Source organism: Delftia sp. PX-1 (assembly GCF_055797465.1).
Map to the genome: position 1 here is coordinate 5791060 of NZ_CP184763.1, position 22919 is coordinate 5813978.

Sequence of the window (22919 nt, forward strand, 5' to 3'; positions counted from 1 at the left end):
GGCAGCCGGCTCAGGCCGCCTGCAGCAGCGGATAGCGCTGTGCCATCGCATCCTGCAGGCCGAACTCCGCCAGGATGGCGCGCATGCGCTCAACCGCACTGCGCTTTTTCTGCCCCGTGTAACGCGCAATGATCAGCTCGTTCTTCATGCTGTGCTCCCAGCCGACCAGCTCGGTCACGGTGACCTGGTAACCGCAGGCTTCCAGGTACAGGCAGCGCAGCACGTTGGTGAGCTGGCTGCCCATTTCGCGCGTGTGTATGGGATGGCGCCACAGTTCGGCCAGCGGCGTGCGCGTCAGGCTCAGCGCCTTGGTCTGGCGCAGGCAGGCAGCGACCTCGGCCTGGCAGCAGGGCACCAGCACCATGGCCTTGGCCTTTTTCTCCAGGCCGAAGGCGATGGCATCGTCGGTGGCGGTGTCGCAGGCATGCAGGGCCGTGACCACGTCGAATTGCGCAGGCATGAAGTCGGCATGCGTGGATTCGGCCACCGACATGTTGAGGAAGCCCATGCGGTCGAAGCCCAGCTCGGCGGCCAGCTTCTGCGAAGCCTCCACCAGCGGCGCGCGCGTTTCTATGCCGTAGATATGGCCGCGCCCCAGCGGCTTGAAATACAGGTCGTAGAGGATGAATCCCAGGTAGGACTTGCCGGCGCCGTGGTCGGCCAGGGTGACCGCATGGCCGTCGGCCGACAGTTCTTCGAGGATGGGCGCGATGAACTGGTAGAGGTGGTAGACCTGCTTGAGCTTGCGGCGCGAATCCTGGTTGATCTTGCCTTCGCGCGTGAGGATGTGCAGTGCCTTGAGCAGTTCAATGGACTGGCCGGGCTTGAGGCCCAGCTGCGCGGTCACATCCTGCTCGGGCTTTGCGGCAGGCTTGCCCTGGCGCGCCTTCATTCGGCAGCGTCCGGCTTGGCTGCGTGCGCCATAGGGCAGCGCGCGCCCACACCCAGGTCCAGCCAGCCTTCGATGCCGATCTTCTCCAGCGTCTCCATGTTGCGCTCGTAGATGGATTCGGCTTCGGGGAACACCTCGACCGCCTTGTCTATGCTGTCCTCGCGCAGCAGGTGCAGCGTGGGATAGGGAGAGCGGTTGGTGCAGTTGGTGACGTCGTCGGCTTCGGTGCCCTCGAACTGGAACTGCGGGTGGAACGAGGCCACCTGCAGGATGCCGCCCAGGTCCAGCTCCTCGACCATGGCGTCGGCCACTTCGAGAAAGTCGTTGAAGTCCAGGAAGTCCTGCAATGCGTGCGGCAGGATCAGCAGCGTGGTGTCGCGCTTGTCCGGGGAGGCCTCGGCCAGGGCTTCCAGCTCGCGGTGCAGGTCTGCCGCCACGCCTTCGGCGTCGGTGGCCTGGCTGACCGTGTAGTGGATCTGGCCCTTGATGTGCACGCCCTTGGCGAAGGGGCACAGGTTCAGGCCGATCACGGCCTTTTCGAGCCAGTGCACCGTATCCTCGATCACGGTGACAGGCGGAAACTCGGCCGCGCGAATCTCGTGGTTGGTATCGGTCATGGCTGTGCCCTTCAAAAATGCGAACGGGGGCACTGCGCCCCCAGACATTGCGAAACCGTCCAGGAACCCTTCCCTGCCCTGTCACGCAGGGTCCGCATTCTAGCCGCGCCGCCCCGGCGACGCCGTTGCTCGGATTTCTCAGCCCAGCAGGCGCAGGCCTGTCAGCAGCTCATGCTCGCGGGCCGCGTAGCGGTCCGTCATCCCGGCGATGAAGTCGGCCACCACCCGCGCACGCGCCGATACGTCCTCGGCCAGCATGGCCCGCTGCACGAAGCGCGGCTTCATGCGGTCGGGCTCGACCATGTAGGCCGCAAACAGCTCGGCCACCACCTGCTGCGCGCCTTCCATGGTCTTCACCACCTGCTCATGGCGGTAGAGATTGCGGAACAGGAACTGCTTGAGCTGCTGCGACTGCTGCCTCATGGTATCGCTGAAGCCCACCAGAGGGCCAGGCTGGGCGCGCACCTCGTCCACCGAACAGGGCCGTGCCTGAGCAATGCGTTGCTGCGTGGCGGCGATCACGTCATAGACCTGGTCGCTGAGCATGCGGCGGATGCTTTCGTACAGCAGGCGCCGCTCGGCCAGGGGCATGCCCAGTTGAGGATGCTCGGCCAGTGTTGCGTCGTGATAGCGCGCGAACAGGGGAACAGCCTCGCACAGCTGGGGCATGGTGATCAGGCCGGAGCGCACGCCATCGTCCACGTCATGGGCGTTGTAGGCAATGGCATCGGCCAGGTTGCACAGTTGGGCCTCCAGCGAAGGCTGCCGGCCCAGCAGAAAACGCTGCGCCACCCCGCCGGGCTCGCGCGCCTCCAGGTGCTCGGCATTGGTGCGCGAGCAGTGCTTGAGAACGCCCTCGCGCGTCTCGAAGCTCAGGTTCAGGCCGTCAAAGGCTGGATAGCGCTCTTCCAGCCGGTCCACCACGCGCAGGCTTTGCAGGTTGTGCTCGAAGCCGCCATGCGGCTGCATGCAGGCATTGAGCGCATCCTGGCCCGCATGGCCGAAGGGGGTGTGGCCCAGGTCGTGGGCCAGACAGATGGCCTCGACCAGATCTTCGTCAAGTTGCAGCGATCGGGCCACCGAGCGGCCCAGCTGGGCCACTTCCAGCGAGTGCGTCAGGCGGGTGCGGAACAGGTCGCCCTCATGGTTGACGAAGACCTGGGTCTTGTAGACCAGGCGCCGGAAGGCCGAGGAATGGACGATGCGGTCCCGGTCGCGCTGGAAGTCGCTGCGCGTGGGCGCAGGCGCCTCCGGGAAACGCCGCCCCCGGCTGAACGCCGGGTTGCAGGCATAGGGGGCCAGGGCCTGTTTCTGCATTCGATCGCCTCATCATGCTGACAAGGGCACTCTAGCAGTTCCGGCTTGCCCCCAGCGCCGCGCGTCAGGCGCAGCAGGCGTCTATGACTTCGCGCACCAAGGCATCGGGCGCCGAGCGCATGACGGCCTTTCCCGGCCCGTCAATGAGAACGAAGCGGATCTCGCCCGCCTCGGACTTCTTGTCCACGCGCATCAGCTCCAGATAGCGGCCAGCGTTGTCACGCGCATCCAGCACGGCGCCGCGCACCGGCAGGCCCGCACGTTCGATCAGCACGCGCAGCCTTTGCACAAAGGCGGCATCCACCAGGCCAAGGCGCTGCGACAGCTCGGCCGCCATGACCATGCCTGCGCCCACGCCTTCGCCGTGCAGCCAGTTGCCGTAGCCCATGCCGGCTTCGATCGCATGCCCGAAGGTGTGGCCGAAATTGAGAATGGCGCGCAATCCGGCCTCTTTCTCGTCCTGCCCCACCACCCAGGCCTTGATCTCCACGCTGCGCTTGATCGCGTGCGCCAGTGCAGTGCGGTCGCGGGCAAGCAAGGCATCCATGTTCTCCTCCAGCCAGGCCAGGAAGTCCATGTCGGCGATGGGCCCGTACTTGATGACCTCGGCCAGGCCGGCGCTCAGCTCGCGCACGGGCAGCGTGTCCAGCGAGGCCAGATCGCAAACCACCAGCTGCGGCTGGTAGAAGGCGCCGATCATGTTCTTGCCCAGCGGATGGTTGATGGCGGTCTTGCCGCCCACCGACGAGTCCACCTGCGACAACAGCGTGGTGGGCACTTGCACGAAGGGCACGCCGCGCATGTAGCTGGCGGCAGCAAAGCCCGTCATGTCGCCGATGACGCCGCCGCCCAGCGCGAACAGCACGGTCTTGCGGTCGCAACCACCGGACAGCAGGTCATCGAAGATCAGATTCAGCGTCTGCCAGTCCTTGTGGGCCTCGCCATCGGGCAGCACCACGGTCCGCACGCTGCGGTAGCGCTGCTCCAGCACGCGGCGCAGTGCGGGCTCATAGAGCGGTGCGACCACATCGTTGCTGACGATGACGGCCTGTGCCGCAGAAGGCAGCGCGGCATAGGTGGCTGCCTGGTCCAGCAGGCCGGTGCCGATGGCAATCGGATAGGAGCGCTCACCCAGGTCAATGGTCACGACCTGGGCAGCAGGCGAGGAGGAGGCGTGGGGCAAGATGATGTCGCTCCAGGGGAGAAAGAATGAAAAGGTTTCCGCGACACGGCAGCGCGCCCGGCAACTGCCGATCTTAAAGAAAAAGGCCCCGGCAAGTGCCGAGGCCTTTGGTGTTCCAGCGGGCAGCGTTCAGGCCAGCTCCGCCTGCATGCGTATGCGCTGGGCGGCCTGCGCCACAGACAGGCCGGATGTCTGGATCACGAAGTGCGCCGTCTCCAGATACAGGGGCTCGCGCTGCAGCAGCAACTCGCGCAGGCGCAACGCCGGATCCTCCACCTGCAGCAAGGGCCGCGTCACATCGTTGCGCAGCCGCGCGGCGATGTCCTCTGGCGTGCAATCCAGGTAGAAGACCTGGGTGCGCTCATGCAGATGGCGGCGATTTTGCTCGCGCAGCACCACGCCGCCGCCCGTGGACAACAGCAGGCTGGATGTGGAGGCCGACAGCTCATCAATGACCTGCGACTCCATGTCGCGAAAAGCCTGCTCGCCCTCACGCTCGAAAAACTCCCGGATGCTGCAGCCCAGGCGCTGCTCGATCACATGGTCCGAATCCACAAAACGCATCGACCACAGGCGCGCCAGCTGGCGCCCTATGGTCGATTTGCCGGAGCCGGGCAGGCCGATCAGGGCCACCCGGGTTACCAAGCCTGAAACATCCATTTGCTGTTACCGCACGGGCCATGGGAAATCAAAATTATCTCCCATGGCCGTGAACGGCATCGCCTTTACGGCGTCGTGGTTGCCGGCTTGGCCACCGTGATGGTCATGTTCCTCGTGATCACCGTGTTGTCGGCATCCGTGACGCGCACGATCATGTTGAAGGTGCCATCCGCCGTCGGAGTACCCGACAAGATGCCGTCGCTGGACAACGCCAGCCCTTCGGGAGTGCCACCCAGACTCACCCACGTGTAGGGAGCGGTACCGCCGGTTGCCGACAGTGCGTACGCCAGGGCCACACCACGGACGCCAGAGATGGTCGGTGCAGTGAAGGCCAGAGGTGCCTTGGCCGCAATGGTCACGGTCACGGTCTTGTCGACCACGGTGCCCTGTGCGTCCTGCACACGTACCAGCATGTTGAAGGTTCCGACCACCGTCGGCGTACCGGAAAGCACGCCGTCGCTGCTCAGGCGCATACCGTCTGGAACACCGCCCAGTGTCGACCAGCGGTAAGGAGGAATGCCGCCTGTTGCTGCAAAGCCGTACACCAGAGGCTGGTCCTTGACACCCGTGATGCTCAAGCCATCAGGCAGGGCCAGAGGCGTCTTGGCGATCTCATGGTAGACACCCACAACGGTATAGGCCCTGATGGGATCCTGAATGCCATTGCTGACATCATTGTCCCGGCGGTCCACGGTCGTTTCCAGCACGATGGCGCCGCTATCGGGGCCACTGGAAAGCGACAGCTGTGCGATGCCGTTGAGCGAATTGACTTGCAACGAAGAGCCAGCCTTGGATCCAGAGATCAGGCGCGCACCTTCATAAGCCGAGCTGGGCAAAATCCGAACCTGCACATTGGGGCTGGTACCAGTGACCGGTTGATTGCGGTCGTCGACCACCTTCACTTCCAGTGCTACGTTATTTCGCAGATTGGAGAGGTTGTCGCGGGATCCCAGATAGCCAGGCGTCTGGGTCACGGCCAGCGTGCTGGCAGGAATGCCCTGCGCAGCGCCACCGACATTAACACTGGTCACAGCACTCACCTGGCGCTTATCGCGGGGATCGGTCACCGTGCAAGTCACGCTTGCTACACCAGCCTTGTCGATTGCGTGCAAGTGGAAAGTGGCACTACCAGAGTTGGAGCCCAGCACAATGGAACGACTGGCTGAGATATTTCCTTTATCGTCTTTTTTATCCGTTCCATCCAGATAATACAGAACTGCCGAATCAAGACCTGCAGTCACGGCGCATTGAAAAATGCCATCCCCACCAGGAATAGGCATATTTCCTTGACGAGCCTCGACATACATTGTTGTCGTATATGCCGCATCAGCACCAATACCAGGACCGGCATTTCCAATATTCACCGGCAGCTGCGTCTTATCTGCGCGCAGCGAAATGGTATACGGCTGATTTGTCTCACCAGCACTCCCTCCACCACCACCACACCCGGCCAGACCGAGTGCCAGCATGGCACCGAACATGATTTTTTGCATGATTATCTATCTCCTACTACATTCAACGAGCACTTCTGATGTCAGCCAACATCTTCGGTGTAATAAATACCAGCATTTCCCGCTTCTGGGACTCTCTCACGCGACTTTTGAAAAGATGCCCCAGAACAGGGACATCGCCCAATAGCGGAATCTTGTTTTCCGTATTGGTCTCCTCCATCTCGAAGATACCGCCGATCACTACAGTTCCACCATTCTGGACAAGAACCTGGGTACGCACATGCTTGGTATCGATGGCAACGCCTTGCAACGTGCTCTCACCACGTGAATCCTTGTTGACATCGAGGTCCAGAATGATATCGCCTTCGGGAGTGATTTGAGGCGTCACCTCCAGTTTCAGAACAGCCTTTTTGAAAGCAATGGTCGTCGCACCGTTAGGCGCAGTCACAGAGTAGGGGTACTCAGTACCCTGCTCAATCAATGCCTTGGTTTGATCAGCCGTTACCAACCTCGGGCTGGAAATGATCTTTCCCTGGCCATCGGACTCCATGGCAGAAAGCTCAAGAGTCAGGAATCGATTTGCAGCCGCATTGAAAATAGACATGGCAAACGTCCCGGAGTTCGCCACGTTTGACAGCTTCCCAGGCAGATTGACAAAATTTCCCGAGGTATTCACAGCCTGCCCGCTTGCCCCAGCTGAAGCATTGGCATTGTCAAAACCCGTACCGATGGCCACGCGGTTATCCCCACCAATGCTGTATCCCCCATCCCCACCGCGTTGAGCCCGCAAATCCCCGCCGCCTAGACGGACGCCCAGTGCACGGCCAAATGTGTCACGGGCTTCAACGATACGAGCTTCGATCAGCACTTGGCGAACAGGCACGTCCAGTGTCGCCAGCAGCACCTTCACTTCTTCCAGTTTCGTGGCTGTGTCGGTCACGAACAGCTGGTTGGTTCGGGGCTCCGAAATCGCAGATCCGCGCTCAGACAGAAATCTGGTGGAGGTTCCGCCAGTCCCGCCGCCACCACCGCTGCTTGCGCTGATCTGTTGAAGAATATCGGCTGCCTTCGCATAGTTCAGCTGAAAGCTCTGGGTCCGAAGCGGCTCCAGTTTCTGGATTTCCATGGCGGCTTCATAGTCACGCTTGGTGCGCGCATCGATCTCATCCTTGGGCGCAATCCAGAGCACCGAGCCCGACTTGCGCATGCCCAGGCCCTTGGCATCCATGATGATCTGCAGCGCCTGGTCCCAGGGAACATCCTTCAGACGCAGGGTCAGCGCCCCGGAAACCGTGTCCGAGGTCACGATGTTGAAGTTCGTGAAGTCGGCAATCACCTGCAGCAGGGACCGCACTTCGATGTTCTGGAAATTCAGGGAGAGCTTTTCACCGCTGTAGCCGGGGCCCTGCGTGAGCTTGCTCACATCCACCTTTTTCTGGCGGACCTCGATCACAAACTGGCTGTCGCTTTGGTAGGCACTGTGCTCCCAGTCACCGACGGGAGCGATACGCATGCGCACGGATTCCCCCTGCTGCACCGATGAGATTGTCTGCACCGGTGTTCCGAAATCCGCAACATCCAGCTTGCGGCGCAAGCCTTCAGGCAGGGAGGAACGCAGAAAATCGACGACCAGTTCCTTGCCTTCGCGGCGCAGGTCCACGCCGACCTGGCTATTGCTCAATCCCACGACGATGCGGCCCGAGCCATCGCTGCCACGACGGAAATCAACATCCCGAATGGGTTGGACATCGCTACCGACGGCTGTCTTGGCTTCGAACACACCCTGCTGTGCAGAAGGCTTCACCGCAGCAGACGCAGCTACAGGATCCAGCAGGATCAGCAACGCCTTGCCTTGGCGCTCAGTGCGGTAGGAAGTCGCCGTTTTCAAATTCAGCACCAGCCGGGAACGGCCCGAGGCCTCCACGATATTGATGGAACGCAGGTTGCCCTGGTTGAGCTCGACCATCGATTTGCCCGTCGCATTGGTTGCGCCAGGAAAATCCAGCGCGATCCGTGCAGGCGACTGGATCGCAAATCCGGTCGGGTCCGCAGCCAGCGCTTCGGAAAGCTCGATGCGCACCACCTCGGTGCTCCCCTGGAGGGAACCGGAGACCGACTCTATAGCGGACTGCGCCCATGCAAAGGAGCCCAGCAACCAACCGCCCAAGGCGATTCCCCAGCGAGCTTTATGAGACATGCTGCGATGTGTACCCATCATTTCCTTCCCTCCTGCAACTCCAGTGTGCTATTTCTTTCTATCCAGTCGCCGCTGCCATCCTGGACGATTTCCCGCAACTGGATGGAAGTCTCCGTGATCCGGGTGATCTTTCCGTAGTTCTGTCCCAGGTAATTTCCTGCACGAACCTGATACAGCAAGGCTCCTACCTTGATCAGCGCCGTAGGCACACCCTTCTTGTCCAGACTGCCCACCATGGTCATTGCATCCAGGGGCTCTGCTTCCAGCGGCTCCTTGCGGCGGTTGAGTTCTGCGGCAATCAGGCTGGTATTCGCATTGGTCTGGGCCGATTCCTTGCGCAGCACCTGCATCAGTTTCAAGGGATTGAAGGGGTCCATGCCATCAGCCCCCAGGTAGGCTTGGGGCGTAAACGCTTTGGGCTCTTCCAAAGGCTTGACCCGAGGCTTTGCATTGGCTTTCTCCTGAGCCATCCAGGTTTGCAACTCCTCTTGATCAGAAGAAGTGCAGCCCGAGACGGCCAAACAGCCAGACAACATAAGCAAGACGCTGCAGCGCATGTGTCTCATTTCTTCTTGCCCTTCCCGGCAGCCGCGCGCTGCGCCTGCACTTCATCGGCATCCAGATAGCGGAAGGTTCGCGCCGTCGCCTCCATGCTCAGGACCTCGCTTCCGTCCTTGCCCACAGGGACAATCGACAAGTTGTTCAAGGTCACGATGCGAGACAGGTAGGCCACGTCGGAAGCGAATGAACCGATGTCATGAAAGCGTCCTGTGACCTTCAAAGCAATGGGCAGCTCGGCGTAGTACTCCTTGACCACCATCGCCCCGGGGCGGAACGTTTCAAACTGAAGGCTGCGCCCCAGTCCGGCCTGGTTGATGTCCGAGAGCAGCGCAGCCATTTCCGCCTTGCTGGGCAACTGCTTTTCCAGCTGTGTCACATATTGCTGGACCTGTTCACGCTGCTTCTTCAGGCCATCCAGGCTGACCGCCTTGGACAGCTTCTGGCTGAAGTCCTGGCGCAGCGTGACTTCGGTGTTGCGCTCTTGCTCCAGCATGTCCTCATAGTCCTTGATCAGTACGTACCAGAGCAAGGCGGCAACGCCCAACGCAATGGCAACGCACAACAGAAAACGCGGCAGCAAGGGCCACCGCGAAGGATCATTGGGATCAAGACCACGGAATTGGCGCTGGATGTTCTCCTGCAGTGCGGAGAAGTCGATGTCGTTCTTTTTCTTCTTGGCCATCACTGGGACTTTCCTGGGTTGGCCGCCGTCGGAAGGCCTTTCTCCGCAACGCTGGCGCGCGTGAGCTGGAAGCGCAGATTGAACGCTGCAGCACGGCGCTGGTCCTTGGGCGTGACGTTGACCGTCTTGGCCACGATCTCCACCAGTTCCGGCTTGGAGATCCAGGGCGTTCCCTCGGACAGATTGCGCAGCATCTCGGACACCCGCTCATTGGACTGCGCCGTGCCCTGCATGGTCACGGCCAGACCTTCCTGCTTGATGCTGGTGATGTAGACGCCATCGGGCAGTTGGGACACCAGCTCGTTGAGCATGTGCACCGGCAGATTGCGATCGGACTGCAGGTCTTCCACGGCCTTCTGACGTGCACGCAGGGCAGTGATCTCATCCTCCAGCCCGGCGATTTCCTTGATCTGGGACTCCAGCACCGTGATCTCGGCGCGCAGCATGCTGTTCTTTGCCTGCTGGGCTTCGATCATCATCTGGTACCACCAGTAGACAGCACCAATGATCAAAACCCCTATCAGGGCCGAAAGGACCATGGTGGCCTGGAATGCTTCCTTGCGTCGCTTGCGTGTGGCTTCTCTGTGAGGAAGCAGATTGATCAGGATCACGACACAAACCTCCGCATGGCCAGACCGCAGGCGGTCAGGTAGGCGGGGGCCTCGCGCGACATGCGCTTGAGGCGCACGCCGCTGCCGACTTCCATGCCATCGAAGGGGTTGGCAAGGCTGCAGGCGAATCCGGTCTGCTGCGTGATGGCCTCGGACAGGCCGGAAAGCGGTGCCGAGCCGCCAGCCAGCAGGATGTGGTCTATGCGGTTGTGGGGCGTGCTGGTGAAAAAGAACTGCAGTGCGCGCGACACTTCCTGCGTCATGCTCTGCACGAAGGGCTTGAGCACGGCGGAGGCGTAGTCCTCCGGCAGTTCGCCGTTGCGCTTCTTGGACTCGGCCTCTTCAAGGGAGAAGCCATATTGGCGCGCGATCAGCTGCGTCAGCTGGGCGCCGCCAAAGGCCTGGTCACGGTCGTACAGCACCTCGTCGTCACGCAGGATCTGCATGCTGGTCGTCATGGCGCCTACCTCGAACAGCGCCACCAAAGCGTTGTTGCCCTGATTGGGCAGGCGCTCGATCAACCGTCCGGCGGCCATGCGGGAGGCATGGGGCTCGATGTCGATGACCATCGGTTTGAGGCCGGCCGCCTCGGCCAGGCCCTGGCGGTCCTGCACCTTCTCGCGGCGGGAGGCGGCAATGAGCACATCCACGTCGCCAGGCGAATTCGATGACGGGCCTATAACACAGAAGTCCAGACTCACTTCGTCGAGCGAAAAAGGAATGTACTGATTGGCCTCGGATTCGACCTGGACCTCCAGTTCCTGCTCGCTCATGCCGTCGGGCAGCGAAATCTTCTTGGTGATCACGGCCGAAGCCGGCAATGCCATGGCCACGTTCTTGGTCCGCGTGCCGCTTTTTTTGACCAGCCGCCGTACAGCCTCTGCCACTTCGTCGAACTTTTCGATGTTGCCATCCGTGATCCATCCCCGCTCCAGCGGCTCGATGGCACAGCGCTCCAGCAACAGTTCGCCCGACCTGGCACGAGACAGCTCAACGAGCTTGGCGCTCGAAGAACTGATGTCGATGCCTAGCAAAGGTGCGGGCTGGCGACTGAATAAGGATCCCATAGCAATCAACTTGCCCTCCCTCTTCTTGTGTATGTAAAGAACGCAACAAACCTTCACATATAGGTTGAATGCTATCAGCAAGACTGCGCGCAACTCACCATGCCTGCCGGAGCATGGTTGACGGTAGTGGCCAAAAACAGACATTGTTGCGGGCCATCAAATGCGACAGGAATGCACCCCTGCTTGCATGTCGGCCTGTACGCCTGGCTTAGGATGCGAGGCTTGCGGCCATGCTGGCAACCGTGTGCAGCCGCCTCCTACCGACCCCCTGGGGAACGCATTTTTATAATGCGGCACTCCTCAGCACTCCCTGCGACATGCCGCCCTCAGACTCCCGAGAACCCCAGGCTGGAAAGCCTCGCTCCGCTCCGTCCAAGCCCATGCATTGGTTTCCCAAGGCCTTGCTATGGCTGGCGGGCATCGCCGTCGCCGGCGCGCTGGCCCTGATGCTGACCGTGGCCGTGGCCCTGGCCATGGCCTACCCCAACCTGCCCGACGTGTCCGAGCTGGCCGACTACCGGCCCAAGCTGCCGCTGCGCGTGTACTCCAGCGAAGGCGCCCTGCTGGGCGAGTTCGGCGAGGAGCGGCGCACGCTGACACCCATCCAGGACATCCCCAAAGTGATGACCGACGCGGTGCTGGCCATTGAAGACACCCGCTTTTTCGAGCACGGTGGCGTCGACTACAAAGGTATGGCGCGCGCCGCGCTGGCCAATCTGGGCCGCGTGAAAAGCCAGGGCGCATCGACCATCACCATGCAGGTGGCACGCAATGTCTATCTGTCTTCCGAAAAAACTTTTACACGCAAAATTTACGAAGTCTTACTGACTTTCAAGCTAGAGCATCTGCTGAGCAAAAACCAGATTCTCGAGATCTACATGAACCAGATTTATCTGGGAAATCGGGCCTATGGCTTTGCCGCCGCCTGTGAAGCCTATTTCGGCAAACCGCTCAAGGACATCACCGTCGCCGAAGCCGCCATGCTGGCCGGCCTGCCCAAGGCGCCCTCGGCCTACAACCCGATCAGCAACCCCAAGCGCGCCCGCTCGCGCCAGCTCTACATCATCGAGCGCATGGAGGAAAACGGCTTCATCACGGCGGCCCAGGCCACTGAAGCCAAGGCCGAGCCGCTGAAGATCCGCACAGGCTCCTTCAACACCCGGGTGCATGCCGAGTACGTGGCCGAAATGGCGCGCCAGCTGATCTTTGCCCAGTACGGCAACGAGGCCTACACGCGCGGACTGAACGTCTATACCACCATCAATGCCGGCGAACAGGAAGCCGCCTACGCCGCGCTGCGCCGCGGCATCATGGACTACGAGCGCCGCCAGAAGTACCGCGGCCCCGAGAAGTTCGTGGCCCTGCCCGCCGACGCCGAGGACCGTGAAGACGCCATCGACGACACCCTGGCCAACCACCCCGACAACGGAGACGTGCTCGCCGCCGTGGTGCTGGATGCCAACCCGCGCAAGATCCTGGCGGCCCGTGCCGACGGCGAGCAGATCGAGATCACGGGCGAAGGCCTCAAGCCTGCCGAATCGGGCCTGAACCCCAAGGCACCGCCCAACATCAAGATCCGTCCCGGCGCCGTGATCCGCGTGGTCAAGACGCCCAAGAACACCTGGGAAATCACGCAGCTGCCCGAGGTGGAAGGCGCCTTCGTGGCCCTGGTTCCCCAGACGGGCGCCTTGCGCGCCCTGATCGGCGGCTTCGACTTCCAGAAGAACAAGTTCAATCATGTGACCCAGGCCTGGCGCCAGCCCGGCTCGGCCTTCAAGCCCTTCATCTACTCCGCGGCGCTGGAAAAGGGCTTCTCGCCCTCCACCATGATCAATGACGCACCGCTGTTCTTCAGTGCGGGCGTGACGGGGGGGCAGCCCTGGGAGCCCAAGAACTACGACAGCCGCTACGACGGGCCGATGACCATGCGCACAGGCCTGAACAAGTCCAAGAACATGATCTCCATCCGGCTGCTGCAGGCCGTGGGGCCAAAGCAGGGCCAGGAGTGGGTCACGCGCTTCGGCTTTGACGCCGCCAAGCACCCGGCCTACCTGACCATGGCTTTGGGCGCAGGTGCCGTCACGCCGCTGCAGCTGGCGGCAGGCTACTCCGTGTTCGCCAACGGCGGCCACCGCGTCAATCCCTGGCTGATTTCCCGCGTCACCGATCACAAAGGCCGCATCCTGTCCGAATTCACACCGCCCCCGGTGCAGGAACTGCCCCAAGCCATTGACGCGCGCAACGCCTTCATCATGGACAGCCTGCTGCAGGACGTGGCGCGCGTTGGCACGGCAGCGCGCGCGCAGTCCACGCTCAAGCGCCCCGACCTGTATGGCAAGACCGGCACGACCAACGATTCGGTGGATGCTTGGTTTGCGGGCTTCCAGCCCACACTGGCCGCCGTATCCTGGATCGGCTACGACACGCCGCGCAACCTGGGCAGCCGCGAGACCGGCGGCGGCCTGAGCCTGCCGATCTGGATCAGCTTCATGCAGCACGCGCTCAAGGGCGTTCCCGTGGCCGAGATGCCCGTGCCGCCCGGCGTCGTGAACATGGGCGGCGAGTGGTACTACGAGGAAAACGCGCGCAACGGCGGCGTCAGCAGCCTGGGCATGGACAGTGCATCCACGGGCAGCGCCGCAGGCGCCACGCCCCCGCCCGCCACCGAGGAACGCAACCGCATCCTCGACCTGTTCCGCAACTGAGGCGGTCGACCACGCAAGAAAGCCCGGCCATGCCGGGCTTTTCTTTTGGAGCCAGCCGAAAGCCGGGGTCTCAGCGTGCCGAGAACTGCAGCACCAGGCCCGATTGCTCGGTGGCGTAGCGGCTCAGGTTGGCGAAGAACTCGCCCGCGCCCTTGGTATCGAGCCAGGCGCCCTGCGACGCGTCGTAGCGGTAGTGGAAGCCGCCGGCCTTGGCGGCCAGCCAGATCTCGTGCAGCGGCTTTTGCTGGTTGATCACGATCTGGCTGCGGTTGGCAAAGACCAGGGTCACCATGCCTCCCACGCGCTGGGCATCGAGGTCGGCATCGGTTTCATCGTTGATGCGATCGCAGTCTTGCTCCACCGCCAGCAGCAGTCGTTCGGCAAGGTCCAGAAATTCTTGGTCGGTCATTACAATTCGCTTATGTTGAAAGCCTCGCAAATTCTAGTCAGGTGCATTGCCCTTGGGGCCTGTGCGGCGTCCCTTGCGGCCTGTGGGCAGAAGGGGCCTCTGTTCCTGCCCAGCTCGCCAGCCGCCAGCCACCGCGCCACGCTGCCGCAGACCCTGGGCATCTCCAGCCCGGCCGAGCGGGCAACGCCCGCACCGGCGCCCACCACCTTGCCGACCGGCCCCTCCAATGCAGCCGTCGAGGAAAGCTCCACGCCCACGGGCGCCTCGGACTCCCGCAGGCCACAGGCCGACTGACGCGGCAGCCGCACTGCGGCTTGATGCACGTCAACCCCGCTGCATGGCATGGCGCTTAGAGTGACCGCATCTTGTCCCTCGACAACCCGCCATGCCCGTAGAGCTTTACCGAGACAAAAACCACGCCTGCCTGATGTTCACCGACCTCATCGAGGAAGATGGACAGGCCATCCAGGCCAACCAGTTCCTCATCGTCGATGACGACACGGGCGCCATCATCGATCCGGGCGGCAATCTCGCGTTCAACGAGCTGTTCATGGGCATGTCTCGGCATTTCGCGCCGCACAAGCTTTCCTATCTGATTGCCTCCCACGCCGATCCCGACATCATTGCCTCGCTGGATCGCTGGATGACCAGCACCAAGGCCCAGTTGGTGATCTCGCGCATCTGGGAGCGCTTTGCGCCCCACTTCACCAAGGTCGGCAAGACCGAGAACCGCGTGATCGGCGTGCCGGACGCCGGCGGCCGGCTGCCGCTGGGCCGCCATGAGCTGCACCTGCTGCCCGCCCACTTCCTGCATGCCGAGGGCAACTTCCACTTCTACGATCCCGTCAGCCGCATCCTGTTTACGGGCGACCTGGGCGTGTCCCTGATGAACGGCATCGAGGCACAGGTGCCGGTGACCGATCTGGTGCCGCACATCGCGCGCATGGAAGGCTTTCACCGCCGCTACATGGTCTCCAACAAGATCCTGCGGCTGTGGGTGCAGATGGCGCGCCAGCTGCCCATCGACATGATCGTGCCCCAGCACGGCGCGCCCATCATGGGCGCCAAGGCGATTGCCGACCTGTTCAACTGGCTGGAAGGCCTGCAGTGCGGCATTGATCTGTTCGACCAGCGCAACTACCAGTTGCCCATGGCGGACATCGACCCCGTCACCCGCCAGCTGCGCCCTGCCCTGCGCGCCGTCGCGGGCTAGCTTCTGGCGCGCCGGCGGCGCAGTGCATGGGCCACACGCCAGCCCAGCAGCAGCGCAAGAATGGCGGCGTATACGCCGACCTCTGCGAAGTTGTTCTTGCCCGCGCGCATCCAGAAGAAATGCAGCAGGGCCAGCGGCGCCACCGCATAAATGCAGCGGTGCAGCCATTGCCAGCGCTTTGCGCCCATGGCCCGGAGCACACGGTGCGGCGATGTGGCGGCAAGCGCGGTCAGCAAGAGCAGGGCCGCAAAGCCCACGAGGATGAACGGGCGTTTGGGGATGTCGAGCACGATCTCGCCCCAGTCCAGCCCCATGTCGAACCACGCATAGCACAGCAGGTGCAGCACGGCGTAGAAGAACACATACAGGCCCAGCATGCGCCGAAAGCGCGCCAGCGCCGTCAGCCCCAGCGCCTGGCGCAGCGGTGTCACGGCCAGCACCACGCAAAGAAAGCGCAGCGTCCAGTCGCCCGTGGAGCGCAGCAGGGCCTCGGCCGGATTGGCGCCAAGAGTGTTCAGGATGGCTCCGGCCAGCAGCCACGCAAACGGCAACAGGCACACAAGAAACACCAGCGGCTTGGCCGCCCGGTGCAGCAAAAGGCGCTGTAACACCGTCATTGCATGGGCCGCATCAATAGAACTTCTTCAGATCCATGCCCGTGTAGAGCTGGCCGACCTGGGCTTCGTAGCCGTTGAACAGCAGCGTCTTGCGCTTCTTGGCGAACAGGCCATCCTCGCCAATGCGCCGCTCCGTGGCCTGGCTCCAGCGCGGGTGCGGCACGTCCGGATTCACATTGGAATAAAAGCCGTACTCGTTGCGCGCCGCCTTGTTCCAGGCCGTGCCCGGCTCCTTGTCGGTCAGGCGGATGGCAACGATGCTCTTGGCGCTCTTGAAGCCGTATTTCCACGGCACGACCAGCCGCACGGGCGCGCCATTCTGGTTGGGCAGCACTTCGCCATACATGCCGAAGGCCAGCAGCGTCAGCGGGTGCATGGCTTCATCAAGGCGCAGCCCCTCGGTGTAAGGCCAGTCCAGCACGCCGCTGCGCAGGCCCGGCATCTGCGCCTTGTCGGCCAGGGTCACGAATTCCACGTACTTGGCACTGCCCAGCGGCTGCACCTTGCGCAGCAGCTCGGCCAGGGAATAGCCGACCCAGGGAATCACCATGGACCAGCCTTCCACGCAGCGCAGCCGGTAGATGCGCTCTTCCAGCGGTGCGAGCTTGAGCAGCGCATCCAGGTCCAGTGTCTGCGGCTGCTGGACCAGGCCTTCGATCTTCACTGTCCACGGCCGCGTCTTGAGCGTGTGGGCGTTCTTGGCAGGATCGTCCTTGTCCAGGCCGAATTCGTAGAAGTTGTTGTACTGCGACGCATCGGCATAGGCGGTGACGCGCTCCATGGAGTTCGCACCCGGCACCTGCGAAGGCACGGAAGCCAGCGCCGCCAGCTTGCCGGGGCGCTGCACGCCTGCCGCCCAGCCCGGCAAGGCGGCACCGGCCGAACCTGCGGCCAGGTACTGCAGCCAGGCCCGGCGCTGCAGGTAGCTCGCCCGGGGCGTGATTTCGCTGCCTTGCGGATGTTGGAAGCCGTTGTCGTGGGAGCGGATCAGCATGGGAATCTCCGAAAGTGCCTGCTGCGGCAGGGGTACCGGGCGGCATGACGATTGGGAGCCTTGCAGGCCCGCGCAAGTTCCATGCTACGCCCCAGCCTCAACTGCCATGAAAAAGAGCCGGATACAAAAAGGGCTGCATGCGCGCCGGCGCATGCAGCCCTTTGTTCGGCGGCGGTCCGAATCAGCAGCGGATCACAGCTCGCCGTAGCTGTGCAGTCCCGACAGGAACATGTTCACGCCCAGGAAGGCGAAGGTGGTGATGGCCAGCCCGCCCAGCGCCCACCAGGCGGACACGGTGCCGCGCAGCCCCTTGACCAGGCGCATGTGCAGCCAGGCCGCGTAGTTGAGCCAGACGATCAGCGCCCAGGTCTCCTTGGGGTCCCAGCTCCAGTAGCCACCCCAGGCCTCGGCCGCCCACAGCGCGCCCAGCACGGTGGCGATGGTGAAGAAGGCAAAGCCCACGGCGATGGACTTGTACATCACATCGTCCAGCAGCTCGAAGCTGGGCAGCCGCTCGGCGATGCGCTTGCGCGCCAGCAGGATGCCGGCCACGATCAGCGCCGAGACGCCGAAGTACACCATCCAGTAGCTGCCGCCGTTGTCGGTCGCACCCTTGCGGAAAACGATGGGCTCGAAGCACAGCACCACGCCCAGCATCCACAGCGGGGCGAGCTTGTACCAGCGCGTCTCCGTGGCCTGCTGCTTGATGAGGTAGGCGAAGGAGACCATGGCAGCCAGCGCGAAGGTGCCGTAGCCGATGAAGTTGGCCGGCACATGCAGCTTCATCCACCAGCTCTTGAGCGCCGGCACCAGGGGCTGGATCTCGTGCGCCTCGCGCACCAGCGTGTACCACAGCAAAAAGCCCACGGCCGCGCTGACCACCAGCATCACGAAGCCACCCAGGGCGCGCGTGTCGTAGTGCTGTTCGTAGTACAGATAGAACAGCGCCGTCATCCAGCAGAACATGACGAACACTTCATAGAGGTTGCTGACCGGGATGTGCCCCACGTCAGGGCCGATCAGATAGCTCTCGTACCAGCGCACCATGGTGCCCACCAGCGCCAGCGTCACGGCCAGCCAGGCCAGGCGCGAGCCCAGCAGCGACAGCGCCGTGCCCTCGCCCCGCGCAAACATGCCGATCCAGTAGAAGACGGTGCTGATGAAGAACACCATGCTCATCCAGAGGATGGCCGACTGGCTGGACAGGAAGTACTTGAGGCCGAACACCGTGTCCGAGCGCGCCAGCTGCGCCCCCTCCGGCCCCTGGTACAGCGCAATGGCCAGCAGCGACAGCCCGGCCACCACCAGCATCAGCGCCCGCAGCGAGCGCCAGAACCAGCCCAGCCAGATGGCCGCGGGAATGGTGCCGACCAGGATGCACTTCTCGTAGACATCCATGTACTCGCCATAGCGCTGCAGCGCATAGAGCAGCCCCGCCGCCACGAGGGCCGCAAACACCCAGTCGAACCAGTTGCGGCGGGCGAAGAAGCCCTCGTTGAGCGTCAAAGTCGTCGTGGTGGCGGTGTTCATGCGGAACCTCCGGGGGGTTTCTTGTGGATGGGCTCGGCGCCTATCAGCTTGCCGGCCAGCATGGCGAATTCTCTATCACCATCGAGCGTTTTGCGATTGGTGGACAAGGCCATTTCGGCATGGCTTTGGCCATCGCGGGGCGTGAGCCAGATCCAGATGCGGCGGTCGCGCACGTACAGCATGCAGAACACGCCGATGATGAGAAACAGGCAGCCCAGATACACCACGTTCTTGCCCGGCGCACGCGCCACCTGGAACACGCTGGCCTGCACCTGCTTGAAGTCCTGCAGCATGAAGACCATGGGCACGGGGTAGAACTGCGCGTCGCTGAGCGAGAACACGGCCTGTGTCATGAAGGACTGCGTCTGCTCGCTGGGCTCCAGCGGTGCCTGGCCGGCCTGGGCCCGCACGATCTGGGCCATCTCGAACAGCACGCCATTGAGAATGCGCACCAGCACCTCGCCCGCGCGTTCACGCTCGGCCGCGGGCACATTGCTTTCCATGAAATCGGAGATGGCCTGCAGCCCGCCCAGCGGCTTGCCATCGGGCCCCTTCTTGTCGGTCTGTCCCGCGAACAGCTCCAGCGCCTTGGTGGCCGACTGCGCCAGCGCACCGCTCAGCTCGGCGCGCGAGGAATCGATGGCCTTGGCCACATAGGCCCGGGCCGCCTGCTCGCGCAGTTTGGGATCCTGCAGCGCGCTGCGCAGGCGCAGGAAGGTGTCCATTTCGCTTTCGGGGTCGGCGGGAATGCGCAGATAGCGCATGGCGTCGGCCTGGTTGTCGCGCACGCCCAGCAGGAACACGCGCTGGCCGTCGCCCGTGTCCACGGGCAGCATGTAGTTCTGGAACTCGCGCGCCTGGCCCGCGGCATCGCGCAGCTTGTAGCGGATGCTGGGGCCGATGTTGCGCAGCTCCTTCTTGGTCACGGTCTTGTGGGCCGCGCCCAGGCGCTCGTCGATGGCCTGCTTCAGGTCCACCTTGCGCACATCGGTGGCGCTGCCACTGGCGCCGCCCGCACCGCCGAAGTTCTCGACGTTGATGGTGCGCAGCTCGGCAAACTCCAGCGTCAGCGCCTCGTCCTTGCCGTCGGCGAGCTTGCGCGTGAACTGGCTGGAGCCGCCAATCACGCCCTCGACATCGAAGGGCTTGGTCCCGGCCTCCAGCGGCACGGCATGCAGCTTCACCGACGAGCCGCCGTCATCAAAGCTGGACTGGTAGATCTCGATGCCGCGGTAGCTGGCCGGGTGGTTGACCTCGATGCGCTTTTCCAGCTTCTCGCCCGTGGCCTTGTCGTGGATGACGACCTCGCTGGCAAACAGCTTGGGCATGCCCGTGGAGTAGTACTCGACGATGAACTTCTTGAGCTCCACCGCAAAGGGCAGCTCCTGCAGCAGCACGCCATCGGACTGCGACAGGATGGCCGTGCCCGCCGTGCCGCCCTCGGTCACCAGCAGGTTGCCGCGGAAGGTGGGGTTGCGTTCGCTCAGCCGGTGCTGCTCGGACACCTCGGAGATCAGGCCACCGCCGGTATAAGGTGTTTTGCCTCCCAGCCACATCTGCGCACGCACGATAAGGTCACCGTCGAACAGCCCCCCCAGGCAGATCAGCACGATGGCGCCATGGGCGGCGATGTAGCCCAGCTTGTGGGCCGCGCCCGCCTTGGCCGCCAGCATCCAGCCCGTGCCGGGACCGGCCGCCGTATCGCGCTGCTGCAGCCGCACCTTCCAGCCGCCCGACACCAGCTGCTGGCCCAGGCGCCTGGCGGCTTCCTCGGTGCTGCCGGGCACCACATTCTGCGCACGGTGGCTGAAGGCCTTGAGGCTTTGCTCGCGAACGTTTTCCTTGAAATTGCGCAGATCGGCCAGGTATTTGGGCGCATGGCGTGCCACGCACAGCGAGGTGCTGATCACCAGAAAGGCCAGGATCAGCAGGAACCACCAGGCGCTGTAGACCGCATTGAGCTTGAGCGCAAGAAACAGCTGGGCCCAGAACGGTCCGAACTGGTTGACGTAGTTGCCCACCGGCTCATGCTGCTTGAGCACGGTGCCGATCACCGAGGCAATGCAGATGACCGTCAGCAGCGAGATCGCAAAGCGCATCGATGCCAGCAGCTCCAGCATCGCGCGCGCGGCCTGCGGGCGGGGGGAGGCAAGAGCGGCACCGGAAGAGTTGTCTGACATGAAGAGCGAAAAACCAAAACCCGAATGAAAAAAGCGGGACCATCTGCATTCATGCGATGGACCCGCCTGGCTTGGGGCGTCTATAGGGCAATAGGTTCCCGGTGATTACCCTGGGAACCGCATCGGTTCCGGGAGCACATCAACGCAGGCCAGCGATGTAGTCTGCCACGGCCTTGATTTCGCGATCGTTAAGCTTGGCAGCAACCTGCGTCATCTGAATGCTATTGCCGCGCTTGCCGTCACGGAAGGCCGTGAGCTGGGTGGTGGTGTAGTCGGCGTGCTGGCCGGCCAGACGCGGGTACTGGGCCGGGATGCCGGCGCCGTTGGGGCTGTGGCAGCCTGCGCAGGCGGCGATGTTGCGCTCCTGGATGCCACCACGGTAGATGCGCTCGCCCATGGCCACCAGGTCCTTGTCCTTAGCAAAGCCGTCCTTGGGCTTTTGCGCATGCAGCCAGGCGGCGATGTTCTTCATGTCAGGCTCGCTGAGCATGCTGGCAAAGCCCTTCATCACCGGGTCCTTGCGCTTGTCGTCCTTGAACTCCAGCAACTGCTTGACCAGGTACTCGGGATGCTGGCCGGCCAGCTTGGGCTGGATGGGCACCGTCGAATTGCCGTCAGCCGCATGGCATGCCGCGCAGACGGCGGTGTAGCTGGCCTCGCCCTTCGCCAGATCGGCCTTGGCCGCCTTCGGCTGAGCCGGGGCAGCAGGTGCCTCGCCAGCGGAGAAAGCGGGAAAGGCGGGGGCTGCAGCAAGAATGGCAGCCGTCAGCAAAGAGGCAAGCAACTTCATATCGAGGGCGTGGTTCTGTTGTTGAAAGCGCAAAATTCGGCGGATTCTACAATGGGGCCCCCTGTGATTGATATCGTCAGGAACCCTGCTTTCGCCCCTGCGCGCAGAGGAAGACACATTCCTTGATCGTGGTCACAAACTGGCCACGGATCCGGTGCGGAACATGTGTTTTTCGCAACCCAGCATATCGATCTGTGCCAGCGCGGCAATAAGGGCTCTACCCATGTGGCGCGCAATACCACACCCCTTCTTTCCCGGATTCCAGGTCCCTCGCCCGCCTCAGCCCGCGCCGAAGCGGCTTTCGGCCTGCCTGCGGAATTCCGAGGGCGTCATCCCCTTGATTTCAAGGAAGCGCCGGTTGAAGTTGGCCAGATTGCTGAAGCCGACCTGAAAACAGATATCGGCGATGAAGCAATCGGTCTGCATGAGCAGATGGCAGGCACTGTTGATGCGCACGCGGCTGACAAAGTCGGTGAAGCTGTTGCCTGTGGCACGGCGAAAGAAACGGCTGAAGCGGCTTTCGCTCATGCCCAGTTCGGCCGCCACGTCCGCCAGGCTCAGCGGCTCGTTCACGCGCGCCATGATGCGGTTGACCACCTCGTTGATCTGGTCCACCTGGGCCTCGGCCTGCACGCCCTGCATCTGCACGGCCGACAGCAGCCGGTAGTCCGTGCATTCGGAAAGATCGGACAGCAGATCACAAAAGGCCGCGAAGCGGCGCATGCCGCGCGCACCCCGGACCGCCTCCCAGTGCACGCGCGCTGCCTCGGCCATGCCGAAGAACTCGATGCCGTGCCGCGCGCGATCCAGCAGCTGCAGCACCTCGCGCATCTCGGGGATCTGCTCGGCCGCACGGGCAATGGGATCGTGGTTGAACAGGATGACGAGATCGCGTTCGGGCGCGCCGGCCTCGGGCACGTCGAACGATATCCAGTTGTGCGGCAGGCGCGGCCCGCACAGCACGAGGTGGCCCGGCTCGAACGGCCCTATCCAGTCACCCACGAAGGCACGGCCCGAGGTGTGGGTGATGAGATGCAGTTCGTACTCGTCATGGAAATGCCAGCGCACCAGCGGACTCGGGAAACCATGCGCCAGGCAGCGCACCAGGCCACTGCCCTCCACGTCTTCATAGCCCAGGGCGGGCGTGCGGACAAAGTCGCGCTCCAGTTCGGGATGGCGCTGGCGCGGCGGGCGGCGGCGTGTGCTGGGCATGGCAGTCGGTCAATCAGGGACGATGGAGACG

At 63.1% G+C, this 22919-nt stretch carries 21 protein-coding genes; 3 read left to right on the plus strand and 18 right to left on the minus strand.

Annotated elements, in window-relative coordinates; genetic code table 11:
* Positions 1-10: 10 nt before the first annotated feature.
* From ACN20X_RS26485 to ACN20X_RS26535, 11 genes are all read right to left on the minus strand, one after another.
* Positions 11-892, minus strand: coding sequence for a class I SAM-dependent methyltransferase (locus ACN20X_RS26485; RefSeq protein ID WP_034364807.1), 882 nt, complete (start codon positions 890-892; stop codon positions 11-13).
* Positions 889-1509: a DUF1415 domain-containing protein gene (locus ACN20X_RS26490; RefSeq protein ID WP_017406652.1), complete on the minus strand. Its 621-nt coding sequence runs from the start codon at positions 1507-1509 to the stop codon at positions 889-891. Before ACN20X_RS26490 ends, ACN20X_RS26485 begins: the two co-directional genes overlap by 4 nt.
* Before the next feature lie 138 nt (positions 1510-1647).
* Positions 1648-2826 (minus strand): deoxyguanosinetriphosphate triphosphohydrolase, encoded by a 1179-nt coding sequence (locus ACN20X_RS26495; RefSeq protein WP_034364810.1) that lies wholly within the window; start codon positions 2824-2826, stop codon positions 1648-1650.
* 64 nt (positions 2827-2890) lie between these two features.
* The gene (gene aroB / locus ACN20X_RS26500) at positions 2891-4009 is read right to left on the minus strand and encodes a 3-dehydroquinate synthase (protein WP_034364813.1); all 1119 of its coding nucleotides are present in this window, start codon (positions 4007-4009) and stop codon (positions 2891-2893) included.
* A 129-nt stretch (positions 4010-4138) separates the two neighbouring features.
* Positions 4139-4669 (minus strand): shikimate kinase, encoded by a 531-nt coding sequence (locus tag ACN20X_RS26505; RefSeq protein WP_016445543.1) that lies wholly within the window; start codon positions 4667-4669, stop codon positions 4139-4141.
* Between the two features lie 65 nt (positions 4670-4734).
* On the minus strand, positions 4735-6162 hold the full coding sequence (locus ACN20X_RS26510) for an Ig domain-containing protein (RefSeq protein WP_016445542.1): 1428 nt from the start codon (positions 6160-6162) through the stop codon (positions 4735-4737).
* Positions 6163-6184: 22 nt separating this feature from the next.
* On the minus strand, positions 6185-8338 hold the full coding sequence (locus tag ACN20X_RS26515; RefSeq protein ID WP_016445541.1) for a type IV pilus secretin PilQ: 2154 nt from the start codon (positions 8336-8338) through the stop codon (positions 6185-6187).
* A complete protein-coding gene (locus tag ACN20X_RS26520; protein WP_034364816.1) occupies positions 8335-8883 on the minus strand; it encodes a pilus assembly protein PilP in 549 nt (182 codons plus the stop codon). The genes ACN20X_RS26515 and ACN20X_RS26520 overlap by 4 nt, the downstream gene beginning before the upstream one ends.
* A complete protein-coding gene (locus ACN20X_RS26525; protein ID WP_016445539.1) occupies positions 8880-9560 on the minus strand; it encodes a type IV pilus inner membrane component PilO in 681 nt (226 codons plus the stop codon). The genes ACN20X_RS26520 and ACN20X_RS26525 overlap by 4 nt, the downstream gene beginning before the upstream one ends.
* Positions 9560-10171 (minus strand): PilN domain-containing protein, encoded by a 612-nt coding sequence (locus tag ACN20X_RS26530; RefSeq protein ID WP_016445538.1) that lies wholly within the window; start codon positions 10169-10171, stop codon positions 9560-9562. Before ACN20X_RS26530 ends, ACN20X_RS26525 begins: the two co-directional genes overlap by 1 nt.
* A complete protein-coding gene (locus tag ACN20X_RS26535; protein ID WP_026062715.1) occupies positions 10168-11247 on the minus strand; it encodes a pilus assembly protein PilM in 1080 nt (359 codons plus the stop codon). The genes ACN20X_RS26530 and ACN20X_RS26535 overlap by 4 nt, the downstream gene beginning before the upstream one ends.
* A 371-nt stretch (positions 11248-11618) precedes the next feature.
* On the opposite strand from ACN20X_RS26535, the gene ACN20X_RS26540 reads away from it, so the two are divergent.
* Entirely contained in the window at positions 11619-13943 is a 2325-nt protein-coding gene (locus tag ACN20X_RS26540) for a penicillin-binding protein 1A (RefSeq protein WP_017406662.1), read from the plus strand.
* 70 nt (positions 13944-14013) lie between these two features.
* Here the strand turns inward: ACN20X_RS26540 and cyaY are convergent, their stop codons facing one another.
* Entirely contained in the window at positions 14014-14352 is a 339-nt protein-coding gene (gene cyaY, locus ACN20X_RS26545; protein ID WP_016445535.1) for an iron donor protein CyaY, read from the minus strand.
* A 12-nt stretch (positions 14353-14364) separates the two neighbouring features.
* On the opposite strand from cyaY, the gene lptM reads away from it, so the two are divergent.
* Both lptM and ACN20X_RS26555 read left to right on the plus strand, forming a co-directional pair.
* Positions 14365-14646, plus strand: a complete 282-nt coding sequence (gene lptM / locus ACN20X_RS26550; RefSeq protein ID WP_082254145.1) for an LPS translocon maturation chaperone LptM — start codon at positions 14365-14367, stop codon at positions 14644-14646.
* 91 nt (positions 14647-14737) lie between these two features.
* Positions 14738-15565, plus strand: coding sequence for an oxygen-binding di-iron domain-containing protein (locus tag ACN20X_RS26555; RefSeq protein WP_012207382.1), 828 nt, complete (start codon positions 14738-14740; stop codon positions 15563-15565).
* Here ACN20X_RS26555 and ACN20X_RS26560 read toward each other — a convergent pair.
* The 6 genes from ACN20X_RS26560 to ACN20X_RS26585 form a co-directional block, all read right to left on the minus strand.
* On the minus strand, positions 15562-16182 hold the full coding sequence (locus tag ACN20X_RS26560) for a protein-methionine-sulfoxide reductase heme-binding subunit MsrQ (protein ID WP_026062808.1): 621 nt from the start codon (positions 16180-16182) through the stop codon (positions 15562-15564). The two genes, ACN20X_RS26555 and ACN20X_RS26560, sit on opposite strands and share 4 nt — an antisense overlap.
* 13 nt (positions 16183-16195) lie before the next feature.
* Positions 16196-17176, minus strand: a complete 981-nt coding sequence (msrP, locus tag ACN20X_RS26565; protein ID WP_016445533.1) for a protein-methionine-sulfoxide reductase catalytic subunit MsrP — start codon at positions 17174-17176, stop codon at positions 16196-16198.
* A gap of 192 nt (positions 17177-17368) precedes the next feature.
* Positions 17369-18706, minus strand: coding sequence for a c-type cytochrome biogenesis protein CcsB (gene ccsB / locus ACN20X_RS26570; protein WP_016445532.1), 1338 nt, complete (start codon positions 18704-18706; stop codon positions 17369-17371).
* The gene (locus ACN20X_RS26575; protein ID WP_267178062.1) at positions 18703-20886 is read right to left on the minus strand and encodes a cytochrome c biogenesis protein ResB; all 2184 of its coding nucleotides are present in this window, start codon (positions 20884-20886) and stop codon (positions 18703-18705) included. The genes ccsB and ACN20X_RS26575 overlap by 4 nt, the downstream gene beginning before the upstream one ends.
* A 139-nt stretch (positions 20887-21025) precedes the next feature.
* Positions 21026-21676, minus strand: a complete 651-nt coding sequence (locus ACN20X_RS26580; RefSeq protein ID WP_016445530.1) for a c-type cytochrome — start codon at positions 21674-21676, stop codon at positions 21026-21028.
* A gap of 279 nt (positions 21677-21955) precedes the next feature.
* Positions 21956-22888, minus strand: a complete 933-nt coding sequence (locus tag ACN20X_RS26585; RefSeq protein ID WP_016445529.1) for an AraC family transcriptional regulator — start codon at positions 22886-22888, stop codon at positions 21956-21958.
* Positions 22889-22919: the final 31 nt, after the last annotated feature.

Excerpts from the sequence above, each read along its gene's own strand:
- ACN20X_RS26485 (WP_034364807.1), bottom strand. The coding sequence starts at position 892 with ATGAAGGCGCGCCAGGGCAAGCCTGCCGCAAAGCCCGAGCAGGATGTG.
- ACN20X_RS26490 (WP_017406652.1), bottom strand. The coding sequence starts at position 1,509 with ATGACCGATACCAACCACGAGATTCGCGCGGCCGAGTTTCCGCCTGTC.
- ACN20X_RS26495 (WP_034364810.1), bottom strand. The coding sequence starts at position 2,826 with ATGCAGAAACAGGCCCTGGCCCCCTATGCCTGCAACCCGGCGTTCAGC.
- ACN20X_RS26505 (WP_016445543.1), bottom strand. The coding sequence starts at position 4,669 with ATGGATGTTTCAGGCTTGGTAACCCGGGTGGCCCTGATCGGCCTGCCC.
- ACN20X_RS26510 (WP_016445542.1), bottom strand. The coding sequence starts at position 6,162 with ATGCAAAAAATCATGTTCGGTGCCATGCTGGCACTCGGTCTGGCCGGG.
- ACN20X_RS26515 (WP_016445541.1), bottom strand. The coding sequence starts at position 8,338 with ATGATGGGTACACATCGCAGCATGTCTCATAAAGCTCGCTGGGGAATC.
- ACN20X_RS26520 (WP_034364816.1), bottom strand. The coding sequence starts at position 8,883 with ATGAGACACATGCGCTGCAGCGTCTTGCTTATGTTGTCTGGCTGTTTG.
- ACN20X_RS26525 (WP_016445539.1), bottom strand. The coding sequence starts at position 9,560 with ATGGCCAAGAAGAAAAAGAACGACATCGACTTCTCCGCACTGCAGGAG.
- ACN20X_RS26540 (WP_017406662.1), top strand. The coding sequence starts at position 11,619 with ATGCATTGGTTTCCCAAGGCCTTGCTATGGCTGGCGGGCATCGCCGTC.
- cyaY (WP_016445535.1), bottom strand. The coding sequence starts at position 14,352 with ATGACCGACCAAGAATTTCTGGACCTTGCCGAACGACTGCTGCTGGCG.
- lptM (WP_082254145.1), top strand. The coding sequence starts at position 14,365 with ATGTTGAAAGCCTCGCAAATTCTAGTCAGGTGCATTGCCCTTGGGGCC.
- ACN20X_RS26555 (WP_012207382.1), top strand. The coding sequence starts at position 14,738 with ATGCCCGTAGAGCTTTACCGAGACAAAAACCACGCCTGCCTGATGTTC.
- ACN20X_RS26560 (WP_026062808.1), bottom strand. The coding sequence starts at position 16,182 with ATGACGGTGTTACAGCGCCTTTTGCTGCACCGGGCGGCCAAGCCGCTG.
- msrP (WP_016445533.1), bottom strand. The coding sequence starts at position 17,176 with ATGCTGATCCGCTCCCACGACAACGGCTTCCAACATCCGCAAGGCAGC.
- ccsB (WP_016445532.1), bottom strand. The coding sequence starts at position 18,706 with ATGAACACCGCCACCACGACGACTTTGACGCTCAACGAGGGCTTCTTC.
- ACN20X_RS26575 (WP_267178062.1), bottom strand. The coding sequence starts at position 20,886 with ATGTCAGACAACTCTTCCGGTGCCGCTCTTGCCTCCCCCCGCCCGCAG.
- ACN20X_RS26580 (WP_016445530.1), bottom strand. The coding sequence starts at position 21,676 with ATGAAGTTGCTTGCCTCTTTGCTGACGGCTGCCATTCTTGCTGCAGCC.
- ACN20X_RS26585 (WP_016445529.1), bottom strand. The coding sequence starts at position 22,888 with ATGCCCAGCACACGCCGCCGCCCGCCGCGCCAGCGCCATCCCGAACTG.